Origin of the sequence: Nodosilinea sp. LEGE 07088, from assembly GCF_015207395.1 — a bacterium.
Taxonomy (GTDB): Bacteria; Cyanobacteriota; Cyanobacteriia; order Phormidesmidales; family Phormidesmidaceae; genus Nodosilinea.
The window spans coordinates 32,703-52,094 of record NZ_JADEWX010000026.1; the positions used below are offsets into that span (position 1 = coordinate 32,703).

Below are 19,392 nucleotides of genomic sequence, written 5' to 3' on the forward strand. Positions count from 1 at the left end.
GGCATGGACGTTTGGTATCAGACCAGGAGATCCATAGAAAAGCGTGGCAATTCACGCCGATTTAATAGAATCTAATCTATAATTGTGCTGAGTTCCATTGGAAAAAAGGGAGGTTACCCGTTGATTCATGCCACGCTACACCAACTCAAGGTGTTTGAAGCAACCGCCCGCCACGGCAGTTTTACCCGCGCCGCCGAAGAACTCTACCTCACTCAACCCACTGTATCAATTCAGGTCAAACAACTCACCAAGTCGGTAGGGTTACCCCTGTTTGAACAGATCGGTAAGCGCCTCTACCTGACCCAAGCCGGGCAAAAGCTGCTCGAGACCTGTCAGGAAATTTTTGACGGCCTCGACCAGTTTGAGATGGCTGTATCTGACCTCAAAGGGCTAAAACAGGGCCAGCTGCGTTTGGCTGTCATCACCACCGCTAAGTACTTTGTACCTCGGCTGCTAGGGCCATTTTGTCAACGCTTTCCCGGCATTGATATTTCGCTGAAGGTCACCAACCACCAGCAGATTCAAGAGCGCATGGCCAGCAACGACGATGACCTTTACATCATTAGCACCCCGCCTGAACAGCCCGACCTGAAGATCTATCCGTTTCTCGAAAACCCGCTGGTGGTACTGGCCCCCCAAGATCACCCGCTGGTGGGCAAGCCTCGATCGCCGATTCAGGCCCTCAATGGCGAGCAGTTTATTATGCGCGAGCCTGGGTCTGGCACTCGCCACGCGGTGCAAAAGCTGTTTGCCGAGCACGATGTAGATGTCAAGGTGCGGCTAGAACTGGGCAGCAACGAGGCGATCAAGCAGGCGATCGCTGGCGGTCTGGGCATCTCGGTGCTGTCGCTGCACACCATCATCTCTGAAGGCACCAGCGGCGAGTTTGCCATTCTCGATGTCGATCACTTCCCCATCGATCGCCGCTGGTATGTGGCTAGCCTGGCGGGCAAGCAACTATCGGTGGTGGCTCAGACCTTCTTAAATTATCTGCTTGAAGAAAGCCACTCTTTAGTGGAGAGTTTGCTGCCGGGCATTAATCGCGCTTCGGCTACAATCGCCCCGACGCCCAAACCAAAAGGCAAAGCAGCACTCACCCAGGTCTAGATGGTGATAGATGCCCTCGATCGGCGGGCAATTGGGGTTGAGGGTAGCTTCAGGCTCTCACCATGCAAGTAGGCGAAATCATTACCAACTTAGAACCTTATCGGGCTAGCTGATCCAGGCTGGAACGCCAATGCCTAGAAGGCAAATAGAACGCGAAGATATGCCGTGACTAGCCTGCTTTTGTGCTCAGGCAAATGCAGAGTCACCCATAGTGGGGGGAACATCCTGCCAGCGACCGTTGCCGACAGCCCGGATTGCTTCCTTGAGGCTGACATCGCCAGTGTAAAGGGCACGGCCGACGATCACGCCGGTTACGCCCCGTGCTTCCAGCGCTAGCAGGCTGAGCAAGTCGCGCAGAGCCCCGACCCCGCCTGAGGCAATGACCGGTATCGGCACGGCCTCAGCCATGGCTCGCATCGCCGGTATGTTGGGTCCCTGCAAGGTGCCATCGCGCTGGATATCGGTATAGATCACCGCCGCTGCTCCCCGCTGGGCCATCTGTTGAGCCAGGGCGATCGCATCGACTGCCGAGGTCTCGAGCCAGCCCCGAGTAGCCACTTTGCCATCGCGGGCATCAATGCCAACTAGGATCTGTCCCGGAAATTCACCACTGAGGTCGCTGACCAGATCGGGGTTATCCACCGCTGCGGTGCCGAGAATGGCGTAGCGCACGCCCAGGGCAAAAAGGTCGGTTACCCGGGCGCGATCGCGCAGCCCGCCCCCCACCTCCACCGGCACCTCCACCGCCCGCACGATCGCCTCAATGGCTTGCCAATTCTCGGGTTTACCCGACTTGGCCCCATCGAGATCCACCAGGTGTAACCGAGTCGCCCCCTGATCGACCCACTGACGCGCCACCGCCACCGGGTTGTCGTTAAACACCTCAGTCTGGGCGTAGTCGCCCTGATACAGCCGTACACAACGACCCTCAATCAAATCAATAGCGGGGATGACTTCCATGGGTAGAACCCTGCATGTCTGAGCCTATCCATTCTATCGGGCTATCCCCTATTCACCGGTCACAAATTCCCGTAGACTCCTAAATGCGCATCACTACCGAGAGCCATGCTAGATCTGACTGGGAAAACCGCCCTGGTAACGGGCATTGCCAACAACCGATCGATCGCCTGGGGCATTGCCCAGCAGCTACACCAGGCCGGAGCCAACCTGGGCATCACCTATCTGCCCGACGAAAAAGGCAAGATGGAGAGCAAGGTCAAAGACCTCGTAGCCCCCCTCAACCCCAGTCTATTTTTACCCTGCAACGTGCAAGATGAGGCCCAGGTTCAGGATGTGTTCAGCACCATTCAAGACCAGTGGGGCAAGCTCGATATTCTCATCCACTGCCTGGCCTTTGCTAAGCGAGACGATCTGACGGGCGATTTCAGTGCCACCTCTAAAGACGGGTTTCAGCTGGCGCTGGATGTCAGCGCCTACTCCTTGGTGACCCTGGCTCGGGGTGCCAAACCCTTGATGACCGACGGCGGCAGCATTGTCACCCTGACCTACTTAGGGGGGGTACAGGTGATTCCCAACTACAACGTCATGGGCATTGCCAAGGCCGCCCTCGAAATGAATGTGCGCTATCTGGCCTCAGAGCTTGGCCCCAACAACATTCGCGTCAACGGCATTTCCGCTGGCCCCATTCGCACCCTGGCCTCCTCGGCGGTCGGCGGCATTCTCGACATGATTCACCACGTCGAAGATACCGCTCCCCTGCGCCGCACCGTCACCCAAACCGAAGTCGGCAACACCGCTGCTTTCTTGTGCAGCGACCTCTCGACGGGCATTACTGGCCAAATCATCTACGTTGACTCGGGCTACTGCATCATGGGCATGTAGATTATCCGCCGATTACCATCCCGCTAGCGCAGCAACGGAATGGCAATCGGCAGAGCTATCAGCCTCAAGGCTTAAGCCAGCACCCCATTCAAAAAAATGTCGGTGAGGCACTCGGCCAAGTCTTTCATCGATTGGGGTGAGGCGGCTTCGTCACCGAGGGTGTCTTGGCTAAAGCCCGCCACGGTAAACATGCCCAAAAACACGCGCGCTACCATGCGCGCATTCATCGGGCGATAGACCCCCCGATCCATTGCCGTTTGGAAGAAAGCCTCGGCAACATCGATCATTTTGCCGATCACTTCGGTTTGAATCTGCTCCCGCAGCTCAGGGTGAAACTGGGCCTCCATAAAGCAGACCCGCATCAGGGCCGAGTTTTTTTGCAGGTTGAGCATCCGCCGCTGCATCACCTGACCAATGGCCTTATAGCTGGCCATCTCGCTCAACTCGGTCAGCAGATCGGTGAGAATCTCGACCCAGCCCTGGCTGGCCACCGCTACCAAGATGGCTTTCTTATTCTCAAAATGGCGAAACAACGTGCCCTCGGCAACTCCCGCCGCCTGGGCCAGGTCGCGGGTGGTTGTACCGCCGTAGCCCCGTTGGGCAAACAGTTTTAGGGCCGCTTTTAGGATTTTCGTTTCTGTATCGGCTGCTGCTGGAGCAGTCTTGAAAAATGGCACCATCGCAAAAATCCCAAAAAGATAGGCACAAATCGACTCTTGTGGCCCATTGTGCCTTCATTGCCCTAGAGGCCGGGGCCGGGTTTACATAACCTCATAAAAACTGAGATAACTACTCCTACATACTAAATCCTGTTTGGTTACCCCCGATTCCTCCAGGGCGAATGCCATATGCTGCGAGCATGGCTACGCCAACGCCCCTACAGGTTGGCCTTTATGGAATCGGGGATATGCGGTTCGGATTTGGTATAAGGCAGTCAAGTAAGGAATTTTTTTGCCACAAAAATACCCAATATTTGGGATTTATCTCAGGGCGTAGGCGCTGTACCCCTAGCTAGGGGTATTTTCTGGCCCGAAAACTTCCTCAGTTATCGATGGGCCGTTAGGAGTCAGCCTCGGCATTGGCATTAGTCTGCTTCACAATCTCGTCGCTGATTTTGCGCTGTAAGTCGGTGTCGTCAGCCGACTGATCCAAAATGTTGTTGAAGGTATCCACCGACAGTCCGACCGCGTCAATGGCCTTTTCCATGTCGCCTTCGGTGCTCTGGCGGATGGCGATAATCCGCTCGACGGAGGCATCAAACTGCTTGGTCTCTTTTTTGGAGATTTTGGCCCGAGCGGCTATCTTAGCTATATCTTTGGGGCCTTCGGCGCTGTTATCGATCTGGGTTTCGGCGATCGCATTAAACCGCTCGATGGTCAGCCCTTCAGCTTCGATGGCCTTCGCCATCTCTTGTTCGGCCTGCATACGCAGCATTTGCACCTCCTGGTAGGCCTTGGCAAAGGTGCTGATGTCATCGTCAGTAAACGTTGCCTGGGCCGAGTCAGCGGTAGGGGTTTGAGCCAGCACTGGTGCGGGGTTAGCCCAGGCTACACCGGGAGTCAACCAGACCAAAACCATCAGTAGAGCGGCAACACAATATCTCACCATCAGAATCTCCTAATTTCACAGTCGGTAGCTACGGTAGCTCGGCCAGCGCTCCCAGCCTAGCCCTTTGTTAACACATCGGCATGGTGGCGCAGGTGGTCGGCCATAAAGGAGGCCATAAAAAAGTAACTGTGATCGTACCCCGGCTGCATGCGTAGATTTACAGGCTGCCCGACTTTTTCACAGGCGGCGGCAAAGACCTCGGGCAATAGCTGGTGTTGGTCTAAGAAGGGGTCGGCGGTACCCTGGTCAATCAAAATTAGCCGATCGGGTTGGGGATAAGCCTGTACCAACTCGGTGGCGTCGTAGGCTTGCCAGCTGTCGGTATTCGTGCCCAAGTAGCCCGAGAAGGCCTTTTGCCCCCAGGGGCATTGGGATGGGGCGGCAATGGGCGCAAAGGCTGAAATGGACTTAAACCGATCTGGATTGCGCAACCCGCAGACCAGGGCCCCGTGCCCTCCCATGGAGTGGCCAAAGATACCCATGCGATCGCGGTGCACCGCAAACTCCTGGGCGATCAGTGTGGGCAGCTCGTCTACCACGTAGCTATACATATGGTAGTGACTGCTCCAGGGGGATGCTGTGGCATCGACATAGAACCCGGCCCCGGTGCCAAAGTCCCAGGCGGCGGCATCGTCGGGCACCTGATCTCCCCGGGGGCTGGTGTCAGGGGCGACCAGCATCAGCCCGTGGTCAGCGGCATAGCGCTGAGCCCCGGCCTTGCTGGTAAAATTGTCTTCGGTGCAGGTTAGCCCCGAGAGATAAAACAGCACCGGCACCGGGCCGGCCTCGGCCTGGGGCGGTACAAACACCGCCAACCGCATATCGCAGTGGCAGGTCTGCGACGGATGGCTGTAATACCTTACTGTGCCACCACAGCAGGCGTGCTGTTTGTGCAGAGTCAGAGAAGTCATCGCATGAGGGCCAGTAGGGCTAAATCAAGGCTGGGCGATCGCAGCGCCTAGGCTGCCTCCCTATTCCCAGACCTGGGAATATAGGGAGCTTAAAAGGTCACCACACTGCGAATGCTCTCACCGCTATGCATGAGGTCAAAAGCGGTGTTGATCTGCGCTAGGGGCATAACGTGGGTGATCAGATCGTCAATGTTGATCTTGCCATCCATATACCAATCGACAATTTTAGGCACATCGGTGCGACCCCTGGCCCCGCCAAAGGCGGTTCCCTTCCACTGTCGCCCCGTCACCAACTGAAAGGGTCGCGTGCTAATTTCTTGCCCAGCGGCGGCCACCCCGACGATGACGCTTACCCCCCAACCCTTGTGGCAGCATTCGAGGGCTTGGCGCATCAGATTGACATTGCCCACGCATTCAAAGCTGTAGTCGGCCCCCCCGCCGGTCAGGTCTACCAGGTAGGGCACCAGGTCACCCTCAACCTCCTGGGGGTTGACGAAGTGGGTCATGCCAAACTTTTCGGCCAGCGCTTGCTTGCTGGGATTGATATCAACGCCGATGATTTTGTTCGCCCCCACCAGGCGGCAGCCCTGAATCACGTTGAGGCCAATGCCCCCGAGGCCGAAGATGACGACATTGGCCCCTGGCTCAACCTTGGCGGTGTTGATCACCGCGCCCAGGCCAGTGGTGACGCCGCAGCCGATGTAGCAGACCTTCTCAAAGGGGGCATCGGGGCGAATTTTAGCCAGGGCGATCTCGGGCACCACGGTGTAGTTAGAGAAGGTGGAGGTGCCCATGTAGTGAAACAGCGGTTCACCACGGAGAGAAAAGCGGCTGCTACCGTCGGGCATCAGGCCGCGCCCCTGGGTGAGGCGAATGGCCTGACACAGATTGGTCTTGAAACTCAGACAATATTCGCACTGGCGGCACTCGGGCACATACAGCGGAATCACGTGATCGCCGGGCTGGAGGCTGGTCACCCCAGGGCCGATCTCGGCCACTACCCCAGCGCCTTCGTGGCCCAGCACCGCCGGGAACAGCCCTTCGGGATCTTTGCCAGAGAGGGTATAGGCATCGGTGTGGCAGATACCGGTGGCTTTGATCTCGACTAACACCTCGCCCTCGCGGGGGCCTTCTAGCTGAACGGTCTCAACCGCGAGGGGTTGGCCTGGATCCAGGGCAACGGCAGCATTTACATCCACGAATGATGTCTCCTTGAGGCAGCTAAGGTCGGCAAATTTGGCTGAGTTGCGGTTAGCAGCGCCTGCTGGGCTAGGTCGCTAACGGCAGCAGAAACGGCCCACCTTGATGGGGCGATCGCAACATCTCTGTCAGCTTACCGACTTTGCTGCATTTAGGCCATGGCACGATGCTTACTCGGCAGAATTTGCCTGCGGTTGCGCCATCGTCAAGCCCCTGCGCCCATTGGCTGAAAGCATTAGTGTCATGGGTTCACAGGGCCACATTCCTGGGCAAATTAGGGTTATCTGGCTCTGCATTTTTACCATGACCCCATATTCCCAACGGCTAACCAGGCCGACTGACGGGCAGACCCCATCGGCAGGGTTTACGCTGATTGAAGGTTTGATTGTAGTTGTTATCATCGGCCTGCTGGCGGCGATCGCAGCCCCCTCTTTCTTAGGATTTTGGCAGCAGCGCAAAATCAACGCCACCCAAGACAGGGTGTATCTGGCCATGCGCGCGACCCAAGCCGAGGCGATGCAGCAGCACCAAGAGCGCCGCTTTAGCCTGCGAGAACGCGATGGCTACATCGAGTGGGCTAGCCATCCTGAAACCACTCTGGCGAGTCAGGTGACAACCTGGCAACCCCTAGTCGATGGAGTTGTCTTGGCCGATATCGACAACACCCTGCTGGCATCCGGCGGCATTTATTACGTTAGGTTTGATATGCACGGTAACGTCAAAGCCCGGCTGGGCACCGTCACCGTGGCCATGGCAGGAGGAAAAACGACCCACCGTTGTGTAGTGGTTTCGACTATGATCGGTGCCCTCCGCAAAGGCAAAGGCCATACCACGGCCAACAGCGGCAATCGCTTTTGTTACTAACCCCCAAGCCTGTTTGCTCACCTCATTTGTTAGGGCGCAGGAGGCTTCGCCCTGATAGGTTGCTGAGATTAAATTGAGAACCTCGCCTGCCAATATAGAGGCTAGGCCACTAACTTGCGGCAAAACGGAGTTTAATGGTTAGCACCGCAAGCGGTTGAGGAGCGTAGCCATGGCAGAGCGAAATGAAGGCTGGTATATCGTACAGGAGGAGCCCGGCACCTGCGCCGTGCTCTCTGCTGAAAACGTCAGCCGAGAGCAGCTGCAAGATAAACGCCCCATCTGGGGCCCCTATGCGTCTCAAGAGGAGGCCATTGCCCGTCGCGTGGGCCTAATTCGCAGCGGTAAGTGTACCCCCGCCTAGGCGGCTTCTCGCCCCCGGAGGTGGTCGTAGCTCTGCAAAAACCAGCCATAGGTTTGCTCAATGCCCGACTTGAGGTCAGTTTGAGCCTGCCACCCCGCCGCGTTCAGCCGTGAGACATCCAACAGCTTGCGAGGCGTGCCATCGGGCTTTGTCGGATCAAACACCAGTTCGCCCTCGTAGCCCACGACGGCTTTCATCGTCAGGGCGAGTTCTTTGATCGATACTTCTTGGCCAGTGCCGATGTTGACAAACTCCACATCAGAGTAGGTGTTCATTAAAAACACCAGGGCGTCGGCGAGGTCATCGACGTACAAAAACTCCCGTAGGGGGGTGCCGGTGCCCCACACGGTGACAGTGGGGTCGCCGTTAACCTTGGCCTCATGAAACTTGCGCATCAGCGCGGGCAGCACATGGGAGTTGGCCAGGTCAAAGTTGTCGTTGAGGCCATACAGGTTGGTGGGCATCGCTGAGATGAAGTTGACCCCGTATTGACGGCAGTAGTTTTCGCAGAGCTTGAGGCCGGCAATTTTAGCGATCGCGTAGGGCTCGTTGGTGGACTCTAACAAGCCCGTTAGCAGATACTCTTCTTTCATGGGCTGGGGGCAGAGCTTGGGGTAAATACACGATGACCCCAAGAACAGCAGCTTCTTGACCCCGTGACGATAGGCACTGTGGATAATATTGGCCTCAATCATCAAGTTGTCGTAAAGAAACTCGGCCCGATAGGTGTTGTTGGCCTGGATGCCCCCTACTTTAGCCGCCGAGAGAAAGACGTAGTCAGGCTTTTCGGTGGCGAAAAAGTGCTCGACTGCCGCCTGATTCCGCAGGTCTAGATCTGCGCTAGAGCGCAATAGCAAATTTTCATAGCCCTGGGCTTTGAGCGTTCTGACCAGAGCGCTGCCGACCAGGCCCCGCGAGCCTGCTACGTAGATCTTAGATTGAGTATCCATAAAAATTAGGGTTTAGATAGCAAGGATTAAAGCGCCAATGCTATTGAGTCTGGCATTCACAACAGCCCCATGACAACCATTCGGCCATGGGGTTTAGCGGTAGTTCACAATAGGGCTTGAGCCCGACTCAAGTTTCTCATTCTTCTGCACCATGACCCCATCGCCTTTGCTCAACCCGCGTTGGCAGTTTTGGATCGATCGCGGCGGCACCTTCTTCAGCCTTTGGGTACTAGGAGCAGGTGCTGGAAGTCAATGAGCGGATGAGCGCCCAGGGCGAGGTCTTACGGTCTCTCGATGCTGAAGAAGAGGGCCAGAGTCAGCGGGGCCTATCCGAGGCCGACCTGCTACCGCCACAGTGGGCCGCTAGCGGTGACCGATGCGCTATATGGAACTGGGCGATCGCATTCAAATCACGACCCCCGGCGGCGGCGGCTTTGGGCCAGTACCCTAGGGCTAGTTGAAGGCACCCGAGGAAGGCATCCTAGACCGCCATTCTCGCAGATTGAGCTGGGCCTGGGCATAGGCCTCGGTTTGAGCCGGTACCGCCTCGGCGATCTCAATGGCGCGGTTGAGGTTGACCGCAGATTCGGTTTCAGCTAAGCGCAGAATATCCCAGCTCCAGCGGGTCAGAGCCTGGGTCGCCTCGGCCCGCTGGGCACTGCTCTCGGGCACTTGCTGGGCCAAGCGCACGGCTTCAGCCAGGGCACTCACGGTGCCGACTTGGGCCGTCTGGTAGGCGGCCTGGAGCTGCTGCTGACCCTGGAGTTGACTGCGCCAGCCCTGAATACTGGTCTGGGCCTCACCGGATAGGGCGCGCCCTGACCCAATGCGCGAGGCCACGGCCACCGCCTCACCCAGGCGACCCTGGGCGGCGAGTTGACGAGCCTGAGCCAACACCGGGCCGTCTTCAGCCCGCTGCAGGCTGTCGCGCCACTGTTTGATATCTTGCTGGGCTTCATCGTAGAGGGCCCTGCCCGACGCGATCTGCCGGGCCGTGGCGATCGCCCCCGCTAGATCGCCCACCTGGGCCTGCTGCTGGGCCTGATTGAGCAGGGGGCGGTCTTCGGTGGTTTCGATGGTGTCCTGCCAACGGCCAATCTGGGCTGCGGTGTCTTCCCAGGCGGGGTTAGACCGGGAGATCTGCTGAGCTTCAATAATCGCCGCCTGGAGATCGGGAATACTACCCGGCAGGGCCACCTGGCGCGCCCATTCCAGCTGCGATCGCCCCTGGATCTCGGCCTGCCAGCGCCGCATCAGCGCCTGGGCCTTGCCATAGAGAGGACGATCGGCCCCAATGCTCTGGAGCCGCACGACGCCGCCCTCTAGCCCGGTAACACCCCCCTGCCAAGAGAGCTGACTGGCATCGATCAGCGTGCGCATGTCGGCAATCTCATTGCCCATGGACAGGGACGCCGGAATCGCATCTAGCATCTGCCTCGCAGCCACGACATCGCGCCGATCTAATTCTGTTTCGGCCATGGCCAGTAGATCGCGGCCAAACTCCTGGATGACTTTCTGGGCTTCGCCATAAACCGGGCTCTGACTGTCAATGCCCCGGGCCAGAGCGATGGCCTCTTCCATCGCGGTCAGGGTGCGCTTGCGGGCCAGCTCCTTGGCTCGCCCCAGCTGGTTTAGGTCTTCGCGGGCGGCGGTAATGCTGGCGGTCAATTCGTCATACTTAACGGTCTCCCAGTGGGTGTTGCCCACGGAGAGCAGCTGAATCGCTTTGGCAAAGGCATCCTGAAAAGCCAGCGCCGTCAGGTCAGCCGTCGCCGCTGCATAGATGGTTTCGGCCTCTTGCCAAATCTGGTTCCACTCATTGACGCGATCGCTCACTGCCTCGGCAGCAGCGGTATGGTCTGGAATGCGGCGGACAATGGCGATCGCCTCGGTGATATCACCCGCCTGAAAGGTGGTTTCGGCCAGGTCAAGAATGCGCTCTGACCACTCCTCAATTCGCAGATCAATGTCACCCCGCAGCGGATGGTCAGGGGGTAGGGAGTCGAGCAGGGCGATCGCTTCGAGATAGCCCTCTAGGGTGTCCTGATCGGCATAGGCCTCGGCGCACTGAACCCGAGTGGTCGCCGCCGCCGTGGGCCAAAAAATAGCCCGACAGTTGGGCAGGTTGGGAATGCGAAAGAGACTGATGGCCGATATCGCCCCCACTCCGGTCACCGCCGCCAGGATGGCCAATGACCAGATCGGCCAATGTTGCGCCAGCCGCTGAATGATGGCCCCACGACGGGGGCGATCGGCGGCAGTGCCCTCAAGCGGGCTATCCTGGCCCCGCAGGTCGGCCAGGGGGTCGTAGCGGGGGGCGATCGCTGGGTCAGAGGAGTTCTCGTCTAGGGCCGAGGTTGGAACTCCCCCCAGCTGCCTAGAGAGATTGGGGTTGGAGGCCTGCGGCACTGGCCTGGGAAGCGGTGTCCCAGAAAAATTCCCAGCCCTGGGGGCAGGAGGAAACGGTCGCTCAGAGGTGTTCCGATCTGGAGCCATGCCTACTTCCTAAGACTGGTGGCTAAGAGGTTGATGCCCCTTCTAACCCCGCCATGCCCAAGACTGACACGATTGGGATAGGCGGTGACCGCTCAAGGGGATACCATTACAGCTGAGCCCTTCGAAGTCAGCATTAGTATAGCGATGTCCTGGGGAGACGCAAGAGATCTAGCGCCGACAACACAACTGCGATCACCTACTCACCCACCTGATCTTTATACTCGTCGGCCGTCAGAGCGTCGTCAAGCTCGTCTAGATCGGTGGCCTTAACTTTAATCAGCCAACCGTCACCGTAGGGGTCATCGCCAATCTGCTCGGGCGCTTCAATCAGGGCCTCGTTGCGCTCTAGCACTTCACCGGTAACCGGCGACTTGAGTTCTTCCACGGCCTTGACCGACTCAACCGTGCCAAACTTTTCACTCTTTTCGAGGCTGTCACCGATCTCAGGCAGCTCCAGGAAAACAATATCGCCGAGCTGATCGATGGCAAAGGCGGTAATGCCAATGGTGACAATGCCCTCGTCTTCGTCGGTACGGGCATATTCGTGACTGTCGAGATACTTCAGAGTTTCGGGATATTCAAATGCCATGGCATAACCTCACATCGGCCAGAGAGAATGATAGTACGGTCTAGTCGACACCGCCGGTAGAATCCAGTGCCAGTGTGCCACGAGTCAACCGATTTGGTGCAGAGAAAGTCAGGTAAGACCAGGAAATGTCTAAAGAAGTGGACAAATTAGACGGCAGCACCAGGAAATGAAAGGGCCCTAGGGGAACAGGCAAGGCCTCCTCGATCAGCCCCAAGGCTTAGCTGGCTCGATAGAAGGGGCGTTTGACTACGGTGGCCGGGCGCGGTTCCCCACGCACCTCAACCTCTAGAGTCTGGCCTATTTTGGCCGCCGCTGGCGGCACGTAGGCCAGGGCAATGGGAAGATTGAGCGTCGGGGCCAGGGTTCCGCTGGTGACGGTGCCCACTGCGTCTCCTTGATACAGCACCGGGTAACCGTGGCGGGCAATATGACGGCCCGCCATCGTCAGCCCCACCAATCGCCGCTGCATGCCGTCGGCTTTTTGGGCTTCTAGCACCGCACGACCGATAAAATCGCCTTTTTCTGGCAGGTGTACCAGCCACCCTAGCCCGGCCTCCAAGGGGCTGGTAGTGTCGTCAATATCTTGGCCGTAGAGCGCCATAGCGGCCTCTAGACGCAGGGTATCGCGCGCCCCCAAACCACAGGGAACCGCCCCAGCAGCCGTCAGGGCCTGCCACAGCCCCTCGGCCATAGCCGGGGCCACCATAATTTCAAACCCGTCTTCGCCGGTATAGCCGGTGCGGGCGAGCCAACCGGGCTGACCGAGCACCTGGGTATCTTGGTGGGCAAAGCGGCCCAGGGTGCTCAAATCAAGGGCTACGTGAGGCTGGAGTAGGGCGGCGGCGGCAGGCCCCTGAAGGGAGATCAGAGCGCGATCGCGCGATTCATCCACCAGATCTATACCACTGCCTGCCAGATGCTCCACCAGCCAGATTTTGTCTTTGTCAGTGGTGGCGGCGTTGACAATCAACGCCACCGTCTCAACCGCTGCCCCCAGCGGCGATTTAAGGTACACAATCAGATCGTCAATGATGCCGCCCTGGGGGTTTAGCAGCACCGTATACTGCGCCAAGCCCGGCGCTAGTCGCTCCAGGTTAGAGGGCACCAACCGCTGTAGTGCCGCTATCACCCCCGGCCCGGTGAGCGTGAACTTGCCCATGTGTGAAATATCAAATAGCCCCGCCCGCTCGCGCACCGCCTGATGTTCCTGCTTGATGCCGCCAAACTGCACCGGCATAGACCAGCCGGCAAACTCAGTCATGCGGGCAGATTGGTCTAGGCAAGCAGAATATAGCGGGGTTTGTAACGAAGCCATAGGTGGGAGTTTTAGAATTACAACATCAGAGTGTACTGAGATAGTTTATCCATAGGAAAAACCAAATTAGGCTGGTCGCCTTGAGTTCCCAGCAGACTAGCGCTAGCCTGATTGCCCTTGTGCAGCCGTCTAGGCAGAGAGGGTGAGGCACCAGAGGCTTAACCAGCACATTACTGCCGCTATGGTGTGCTGGCCAGCTGACAGTCAGATGTCTCTAATGGCCTTTAATTTTTGATAAAACCACCCAAGTCTGGTCGATAGCGAGCTACAAAACTACCCTGGGCATCGTAGATGGCGACCTGACGGTCAACCTGGTGACTGGTGGTGATAATTTGCTCGATCAGTTGTTTAACGTTGGGGCTGAGCTGGTTGGTAAACGCAAAGGTGCCGTCAGCCGCTGGGGGCGTAATCGACTGACGCAGGGGTTCAGCCAGCTGGCTGGAGAGAATCACCTGGATTTGACTGGGGTCTTCGCGCACGGTGCAGGGGGTCGCTGAGGATTGACAAATCTGGGCCAGGGAGGTGGTTAAGACTTGCAGAGCCACAGCAGAGCGCAGGCGGTTTTCGGCATTGTTGAGGGCAGGTTGGTAGGTTTCGAGCAACACGGCCCCTTCCTCCGTCAGGATAGTGTCTGCGGGAATTTGTTGAGCACTGGCTACCGCCTGCCGCCACTGGGTCGCCGCTAGAGTCCACTGATTTTTGGCTTCGTAGGCGGCGGCGGCCCGAGCCGCCTGCACGGCCTGATGGTAGTTGTGGGCGCCGGCTTCTTCTAGGGTCGCTCGGTTGGTTACCCGGCTGAGTTGCTGCCGGTAGTCTTGAATCTGGGCCTGGGCTTCGCTGTAGACCATAGTGCCCTGGGGAATGAGCGATAGTCCATTGATGGCGGCCTGCCATTCTTTGCTGGCCAGTTGCCAGCCAGCTAGGGAGTTGGCGGTTTCCATGCGCTGCTGAGCCAGGGTGCCAGTTTGCAGAGCGGTATTAAAATTGGCCTCGGCCTCCTCTTCGGCGACAATCCGGCGGCCAATGGCGCTGTAGTTGGCGCGGTACTCTCGCAGCTTTTGTTGACTGTAGTCGAAGGCAGTGCTGTCGGCGGAGACCGTCTCTAGGCGGCCCATGGCCTGCTGCCACAGCAGGTGTATGTTAACCCAGCGCTCCACTGGGTGGGGCGGGTTTTGGCTCAGGTTGGCGGCTTCGCGCGCTAGCGTCTGAGCCTGAATGACGGCATCGAGGGAGGCGATGCTGCCCCGGTATCGCTGTAGATCGACTTGAACCGCATCATAGTGAGACGACCAGACGGGCACGGGCTCTAGCAGGTCAATCGCTGCTTGCAGATCGGTCTGAGCCATCGCTAGGTCGTCGCCAGTGGGGAGACCTGCCAGGGTGCCCTGAGCCCCATCGTAAAACTCGGTAGCCTGATCGATGCGATCGCAGCTCCCCAACACACAGGGTCGCGAGAGGGCATAGGCAAAAGCCCCACTGCCCACCAAAATCAGCCCCGCTACGCCATAGCTCCAGTAATCACGCAGCGATCGCAGCCCAGTCCCTACCCAGGCTTGCCCACGACTGATCCAGCCAGGGCCGTCAGGGGGTTGCACCACTGCATCGGGGCGGGCCAGGGCGGCATCGCTAAACGGCGTCACCGGGCTAGATGCTTCAGCCGAGGGGGTTTCTGCCGAGAGGTTTTCTGGGCCATAGCCCAGGTCATCCTCTGGGAGCCCAGATTCATCTACAACCCCGGGCTGAGCATCGGACTCTGGGCTTTTGGGGTCGGCCTGGTCTAGTGAGTCGGGCTGGTCTAGCTCGGTCACGGTAGCGGCGTCATCGAGTTCTGGGGCAAACAGGACTCGGGCGGCATCCTCAGGCTGCCAGGTAAAGGTGTGCATGGCGTAGGGCTGGGCCGCCGCCTTGAGCTTGAGGTAAATCCGTACAGAAATTGACTGGGCCATGGCCCAGTCGGCCTCGGGTAGCCCCGCCATCACCACCACATGGCGAAAAGCGGCCTCCAGCTCTTGCAGCAGCCCCTTGGGGTCATCCACCTCTGGATCAGAATGCTGGCCTAACAGCAGCAGCCTCCCCAGCCGCTCTGAACAGTCTAGGGTCGTGAGGCCAGGATGGAGGGGATGGGCACCGAGGTAATGGGTAAAAGCCTGGTGAAGGGGCTCAAGCCCCGTGTGCGTTGGCGGTAGTAGTGAGGTCATAGGGTAACCATGGATATCGCCCCAAGCAGTCACGCTCCAAAGCTTGAACGACACAAGCATAAACTCTGTTAGTGAGTATGCTAGTGCAAGGTTGATGTTCTGGGACAATCTTTTGCAGTGCTGATCCTAATTGTGGAAGATGAGGCCGAAATAGCCCGTTTAATCCGGCTTTACCTGGAGAAAGAGGGCTTTACCTGCGAGACCTGCGAAGACGGTGAAACGGCGCTGCGCTACCAGCAGACGCTCCAACCCGATCTGATCATTCTCGATGTGATGCTGCCTCAGCTCGATGGGCTAGAGGTGTGCACCCGCATTCGCCAGGGGCCGGGGGCTAAGGATCCCTATATTCTGATGCTCACGGCTCGAGGGGAAGAAATTGATCGCATTATTGGCCTGTCTACCGGGGCCGATGACTATCTGGTGAAGCCCTTCAGCCCCCGCGAGCTGGTCGCTCGCGTGCGCGCGCTGCTGCGCCGCAGCCTGCGCCACAGCCAAGAAGCCTCTACCCAGACCTACCGCACGGCTCATTTCACCGTTGATCTCGACCAGCGCATCGCCCATCGGCAGGCAACTGGCAATGAGGCCGAACTGCTCGATCTCACCCCCCTAGAATTTGACCTGCTGGCCACCTTTATGAGCTACCCAGGCCGCGTCTGGAGCCGCCATCACCTGATCGAAAAGCTCTGGGGAGAAGATTTCTTTGGCGATGAGCGGGTCGTCGATACCCACATTGCCCGCCTGCGCAAAAAAGTTGAACCCGATTCGTCGCAGCCCACCTTTGTTAAAACCGTGACCGGGGTAGGGTATCGGTTTGAAGATGAGTCGGTGTAACAATCTCCATGCCCCTCTGGCAACTCGACCAAATTCGCATTGTTCTGGTTGAACCGGCTGGCCCCCTAAACGTGGGGGCCACCGCCCGAGTCATGAAAAATATGGGGCTGCGTCAGTTGGTGCTGGTTAACCCTCAGTGTGATCTGGCCTCTGCCGAGGCCCAACGCATGGCGGTACATGGCGGTGATGTGTTGGCCGCCGCCACCATTGCCCCCACGCTACCCGAGGCCCTAGCCGGGTGTGAACGCGCGATCGCCACCACTGGCCGCCTACACCCCCAAGCCCAGCCCCTAGACCGACCAGAAGTGGCCCTGCCCTGGCTGCTGCCGCCCACCCCCGAGCACACATTTGCCGCTGCGCTGGTATTTGGCCCCGAAGATCGCGGGCTGAGTAACGATGAGCTAGTTTATACCCAGCGCTGGATCCGGATTCCGGCCACCGATGATTATCCCTCGCTCAATCTGGCCCAGGCCGTAGCCGTATGTGGCTACCTACTCCACCGCTTTGCCCTGGCTGAAGCAGGGGCCGAAGTGGGGGCAGCCTTGGCAACGCCGCTGGCTGCCACCCACTCCAAGCGGGAGCTAGCCCACAGCGCCCCTCTAGATCAAATAGAGATGTTTTATGGGGATTTGGAAGTCCTTTTGCTCAAGATCGGTTATCTTTACCCCCATACCGCCCCCAGTCGCATGGCAAAATTGCGGCAATTGTTGCATCGTGCCGAACCAGATAGCCAGGAGTTGGCTATGCTTAGGGGCATTCTGCGGCAGATCAACTGGGCGGTAGAGAGCCTCCATCAAGACTAGCTAATCGGGAGTCTGGGGCTGGCTGGCAGCGTCACATAGGGCATGAGCAAAGCACATGGCACAGTACGACGATTCTCACAATCCTTTTTCGGCGACGGGTCGATCTGAGGACAGTTTATCCTGGCGGGAATCTGCCCCTGCTCCCCAGGGCAGCGGCGGACAAACGGGTCTACATCTGCCTGGCGAGACTGAAGTAGACACCTGGCGGAGCGAAGGTGGCCAGCGACCATCGCCTGAGTCTCGCCGTCGCAACCAATGGCGACAGTTTCAGCAGCTCACCTCCGACTTTGGCACCCCGGCCCCGGAGCCTGAACCAGCACCTCGACCAGCGGCCCGCAACGCTGCCTTGCCTACCTTTAAGCGTGGCCCAGTACCCACTTCGTCTCGCCCCGAGGCCACGCATCCTGACTCCATCGGCACCACCAGTACGCCTCCCCTGCGACTAGCGGCTCCTGGGCCCAGAGCTCCTGGACTAAGGGCCTCTGGGCCAGCACCCCTCCAAATGCACCCCCACAGCATGCCCGCCAATGCTCTCAACGTCTCGGCTGGGGCGGCGGCGGGTCAGCCCCATGCCGGCGGGTCGCCCAATGTGACTCCACTACGTCGCCAGCCTCGTCGCCCCCAAAGGCCCTCCTCGTCTTCTCCGGTCGCTCCCTCCGCCCCGCTCCCGGGACTTGAAGAAACGACCCCGCCACGGCGATCGCGGCTATCCACCGCCCAACGACGCATCGCTAACCCGCCGCTACCGTTGCTCTACTTAATTCGGCTGGTGATTTTCGGGGTGGGGGTAGCGGCGATCGCCGGCACCCTGCTGTCGGTTCTGAGCCCTAGCAATGTAGCCTCTACTCGCGATGGCGAGACACCAACGCCCCAAACCGCTGCTGCCCCTGCGGGAGGGGCGCTGGTGCAGGGTACTGCGGCCGATACTGTGACCGATCTGCGACTCACCAGTGAAAGCAGCCGCCTGGTGGGCGAGCTAGAGCAACTCGCTACCCTCACTCCTGGCTTGACCTCCACTGCGTTTGCGGTAGATCTCGACTCAGGCCAGTATGTTGACCTGGGTGGGGCCGAGCCAGTGGCCGCAGCTAGCACCATTAAAATGCCGATTTTGGTGGCCTTTTTGCAGCAGGTTGATGCGGGCAACGTCACCCTTAACCAGGCCATTGCCCTCCGGGAGGATGCCATCGCTGGCGGTTCAGGTACCCTTGGCACCGAAGCCGTAGGTACCGAATACACCGCCCTGGAGATAGCGACCCGCATGATAGTCTCCAGCGACAACACCGCTACCAATCTGATGATTGGTGCCCTGGGCGGGGTTGAGGCCCTCAATCAGACCTTTGCCACCTGGGGATTAGAGCACACCGTGTTGCGCAACCCGCTGCCCGACTTAGAGGGTACCAATACCACCAGTGCCAAGGATCTGGCGCTGATTTTGGCCCTGGTTGACCAAGGGGGGCTGCTAACGCCGCGATCGCGCGATCGCCTGTTTAGCATCATGCAGCGCACCGAAAACGACAGCCTGATTCCGTCGGGTATCAACGATCGCTCGCTAACGGCCCACAAAACCGGCGACATTGGCTCTCTGCTGGGCGACGTTGCCCTCGTCGATGTCCCCAACGGTAAGCGCTACGTCTTGGCCCTGCTGGTGCAGCGCCCCAGCAATGACGGGCGGGCCAGTGAACTGATTCGCCGCATGACCGAAACTATCCACACTGAAATGGCTCAACCGGTAGCCCCCGTGGGCAACCCCAATGCGGCTCAGCCCAGCCCCACCGACTCAGCTGACAGCCCCTATAACGTTGAAGACCCCGATGCAGTAGAGCCCGTAGACATGAACCTGCCGGATCGCGCCCCAGCGCGGGATGAGATTCCACCCGGGTAGGCAATGGTCGGTAACAGATAGCACGGTTACTCAGTTGACCTCAATTTAAGAACCGCTCGTGGCGAATCACCTGCTCGTTGCTGAGCTGGTTGTAGCTGCCGCTGCTGATCTGGTAAACCGCCAGGGTTTCATTGTTGATGTGGTATTGGTAGTTGCCGTTGATGGCGATATAGGTGCCCTCGCGCTGGCTCACGTCAGCGGTGGTCAGGGTATCGTTGTTGGACTTATTGATGCCGATATAGCTCAGCCCCTTAGGGGTCTGGCACAGGTGAATGACAAACGATTTAGTCTCAAAGTAGGCCTCGGGGCGATCGCTCTCGCCGCAGGGGCCAGTAGAGATGTCGGGTTGGGTGCCTGGGGCTAGGGCGGCGGCCTGGCCGCTGGTATCTACAAAATCGCCCCGCACCCAGCCCTCGGCCCCCGACTCCGCAAATT

The 19,392-nt window shown here is 58.8% G+C and carries 18 protein-coding genes and 1 pseudogene; 8 read left to right on the top strand and 11 right to left on the bottom strand.

Features of this window, described 5'->3' with window-relative positions:
* Nucleotides 1-120 precede the first annotated feature (120 nt).
* Nucleotides 121-1,107, top strand: coding sequence for a LysR family transcriptional regulator (locus IQ254_RS08955; RefSeq protein ID WP_193965829.1), 987 nt, complete (start codon nt 121-123; stop codon nt 1,105-1,107).
* A gap of 186 nt (nt 1,108-1,293) precedes the next feature.
* On the opposite strand, the gene hisA is transcribed toward IQ254_RS08955, so the two are convergent.
* Nucleotides 1,294-2,067 carry a 1-(5-phosphoribosyl)-5-[(5-phosphoribosylamino)methylideneamino]imidazole-4-carboxamide isomerase gene (gene hisA, locus IQ254_RS08960; RefSeq protein ID WP_193965830.1) on the bottom strand — a complete coding sequence of 258 codons (774 nt, stop codon included), beginning with the start codon at nt 2,065-2,067 and terminating at the stop codon, nt 1,294-1,296.
* Between the two features lie 105 nt (nt 2,068-2,172).
* Here hisA and fabI point away from each other — a divergent pair, with 105 nt between their 5' ends.
* Entirely contained in the window at nt 2,173-2,949 is a 777-nt protein-coding gene (fabI, locus tag IQ254_RS08965) for an enoyl-ACP reductase FabI (protein ID WP_193965831.1), read from the top strand.
* Between the two features lie 71 nt (nt 2,950-3,020).
* Here the strand turns inward: fabI and IQ254_RS08970 are convergent, their stop codons facing one another.
* The 4 genes from IQ254_RS08970 to IQ254_RS08985 form a co-directional block, all read right to left on the bottom strand.
* A complete protein-coding gene (locus IQ254_RS08970) occupies nt 3,021-3,629 on the bottom strand; it encodes a TetR/AcrR family transcriptional regulator (RefSeq protein ID WP_193965832.1) in 609 nt (202 codons plus the stop codon).
* Between the two features lie 379 nt (nt 3,630-4,008).
* Entirely contained in the window at nt 4,009-4,557 is a 549-nt protein-coding gene (locus tag IQ254_RS08975) for a DUF4168 domain-containing protein (RefSeq protein ID WP_193965833.1), read from the bottom strand.
* Nucleotides 4,558-4,613: 56 nt separating this feature from the next.
* The gene (gene fghA / locus IQ254_RS08980; protein WP_278000310.1) at nt 4,614-5,468 is read right to left on the bottom strand and encodes an S-formylglutathione hydrolase; all 855 of its coding nucleotides are present in this window, start codon (nt 5,466-5,468) and stop codon (nt 4,614-4,616) included.
* Nucleotides 5,469-5,557: 89 nt separating this feature from the next.
* Nucleotides 5,558-6,667, bottom strand: coding sequence for an S-(hydroxymethyl)glutathione dehydrogenase/class III alcohol dehydrogenase (locus tag IQ254_RS08985; RefSeq protein ID WP_193965834.1), 1,110 nt, complete (start codon nt 6,665-6,667; stop codon nt 5,558-5,560).
* Nucleotides 6,668-6,971: 304 nt separating this feature from the next.
* On the opposite strand from IQ254_RS08985, the gene IQ254_RS08990 reads away from it, so the two are divergent.
* Together IQ254_RS08990 and IQ254_RS08995 are read left to right on the top strand one after the other, a co-directional pair.
* Complete coding sequence (locus tag IQ254_RS08990; protein WP_193965835.1) at nt 6,972-7,532, top strand: Tfp pilus assembly protein FimT/FimU; 561 nt, start codon at nt 6,972-6,974, stop codon at nt 7,530-7,532.
* A 169-nt stretch (nt 7,533-7,701) separates the two neighbouring features.
* Complete coding sequence (locus IQ254_RS08995; protein WP_193965836.1) at nt 7,702-7,893, top strand: hypothetical protein; 192 nt, start codon at nt 7,702-7,704, stop codon at nt 7,891-7,893.
* Here the strand turns inward: IQ254_RS08995 and IQ254_RS09000 are convergent.
* Nucleotides 7,890-8,843 (bottom strand): GDP-L-fucose synthase, encoded by a 954-nt coding sequence (locus IQ254_RS09000; RefSeq protein WP_193965837.1) that lies wholly within the window; start codon nt 8,841-8,843, stop codon nt 7,890-7,892. The genes IQ254_RS08995 and IQ254_RS09000 overlap by 4 nt on opposite strands.
* A 239-nt stretch (nt 8,844-9,082) precedes the next feature.
* Here IQ254_RS09000 and IQ254_RS09005 point away from each other — a divergent pair, with 239 nt between their 5' ends.
* The gene (locus tag IQ254_RS09005; protein ID WP_193965838.1) at nt 9,083-9,304 is read left to right on the top strand and encodes a hypothetical protein; all 222 of its coding nucleotides are present in this window, start codon (nt 9,083-9,085) and stop codon (nt 9,302-9,304) included.
* On the opposite strand, the gene IQ254_RS09010 is transcribed toward IQ254_RS09005, so the two are convergent.
* From IQ254_RS09010 to IQ254_RS09025, 4 genes are all read right to left on the bottom strand, one after another.
* Nucleotides 9,297-11,339 (bottom strand): chromosome segregation ATPase, encoded by a 2,043-nt coding sequence (locus tag IQ254_RS09010; protein WP_193965839.1) that lies wholly within the window; start codon nt 11,337-11,339, stop codon nt 9,297-9,299. The genes IQ254_RS09005 and IQ254_RS09010 overlap by 8 nt on opposite strands.
* 196 nt (nt 11,340-11,535) lie before the next feature.
* Nucleotides 11,536-11,928: a glycine cleavage system protein GcvH gene (gene gcvH, locus IQ254_RS09015; RefSeq protein WP_193965840.1), complete on the bottom strand. Its 393-nt coding sequence runs from the start codon at nt 11,926-11,928 to the stop codon at nt 11,536-11,538.
* Between the two features lie 217 nt (nt 11,929-12,145).
* The gene (gene gcvT, locus IQ254_RS09020) at nt 12,146-13,243 is read right to left on the bottom strand and encodes a glycine cleavage system aminomethyltransferase GcvT (protein ID WP_193965841.1); all 1,098 of its coding nucleotides are present in this window, start codon (nt 13,241-13,243) and stop codon (nt 12,146-12,148) included.
* Between the two features lie 224 nt (nt 13,244-13,467).
* Entirely contained in the window at nt 13,468-15,441 is a 1,974-nt protein-coding gene (locus IQ254_RS09025) for a hypothetical protein (RefSeq protein ID WP_193965842.1), read from the bottom strand.
* Nucleotides 15,442-15,558: 117 nt separating this feature from the next.
* Between IQ254_RS09025 and IQ254_RS09030 the strand changes: the two genes are divergently transcribed.
* Genes IQ254_RS09030 through IQ254_RS09040 form a run of 3 tightly spaced genes read left to right on the top strand, consistent with a single transcriptional unit; the run spans nt 15,559 to nt 18,957 of the window.
* Nucleotides 15,559-16,272: a response regulator transcription factor gene (locus IQ254_RS09030; protein WP_193965843.1), complete on the top strand. Its 714-nt coding sequence runs from the start codon at nt 15,559-15,561 to the stop codon at nt 16,270-16,272.
* 8 nt (nt 16,273-16,280) lie between these two features.
* Complete coding sequence (locus IQ254_RS09035) at nt 16,281-17,075, top strand: RNA methyltransferase (RefSeq protein ID WP_193965844.1); 795 nt, start codon at nt 16,281-16,283, stop codon at nt 17,073-17,075.
* A 55-nt stretch (nt 17,076-17,130) separates the two neighbouring features.
* Nucleotides 17,131-18,957: a serine hydrolase gene (locus tag IQ254_RS09040; protein WP_193965845.1), complete on the top strand. Its 1,827-nt coding sequence runs from the start codon at nt 17,131-17,133 to the stop codon at nt 18,955-18,957.
* 40 nt (nt 18,958-18,997) lie between these two features.
* On the opposite strand, the pseudogene IQ254_RS09045 reads toward IQ254_RS09040, so the two are convergent.
* Nucleotides 18,998-19,392, bottom strand: a pseudogene (locus IQ254_RS09045) (hypothetical protein); the annotation flags it as partial.

Coding starts and splice junctions, on each gene's coding strand:
- gcvH (WP_193965840.1), bottom strand. CDS start 11,928: ATGGCATTTGAATATCCCGAAACTCTGAAGTATCTCGACAGTCACGAA.
- IQ254_RS08970 (WP_193965832.1), bottom strand. CDS start 3,629: ATGGTGCCATTTTTCAAGACTGCTCCAGCAGCAGCCGATACAGAAACG.
- IQ254_RS09035 (WP_193965844.1), top strand. CDS start 16,281: ATGCCCCTCTGGCAACTCGACCAAATTCGCATTGTTCTGGTTGAACCG.
- fabI (WP_193965831.1), top strand. CDS start 2,173: ATGCTAGATCTGACTGGGAAAACCGCCCTGGTAACGGGCATTGCCAAC.
- IQ254_RS08995 (WP_193965836.1), top strand. CDS start 7,702: ATGGCAGAGCGAAATGAAGGCTGGTATATCGTACAGGAGGAGCCCGGC.
- IQ254_RS09010 (WP_193965839.1), bottom strand. CDS start 11,339: ATGGCTCCAGATCGGAACACCTCTGAGCGACCGTTTCCTCCTGCCCCC.
- hisA (WP_193965830.1), bottom strand. CDS start 2,067: ATGGAAGTCATCCCCGCTATTGATTTGATTGAGGGTCGTTGTGTACGG.
- IQ254_RS09000 (WP_193965837.1), bottom strand. CDS start 8,843: ATGGATACTCAATCTAAGATCTACGTAGCAGGCTCGCGGGGCCTGGTC.
- IQ254_RS09040 (WP_193965845.1), top strand. CDS start 17,131: ATGGCACAGTACGACGATTCTCACAATCCTTTTTCGGCGACGGGTCGA.
- IQ254_RS08975 (WP_193965833.1), bottom strand. CDS start 4,557: ATGGTGAGATATTGTGTTGCCGCTCTACTGATGGTTTTGGTCTGGTTG.
- IQ254_RS08990 (WP_193965835.1), top strand. CDS start 6,972: ATGACCCCATATTCCCAACGGCTAACCAGGCCGACTGACGGGCAGACC.
- gcvT (WP_193965841.1), bottom strand. CDS start 13,243: ATGGCTTCGTTACAAACCCCGCTATATTCTGCTTGCCTAGACCAATCT.
- IQ254_RS09025 (WP_193965842.1), bottom strand. CDS start 15,441: ATGACCTCACTACTACCGCCAACGCACACGGGGCTTGAGCCCCTTCAC.
- fghA (WP_278000310.1), bottom strand. CDS start 5,468: ATGACTTCTCTGACTCTGCACAAACAGCACGCCTGCTGTGGTGGCACA.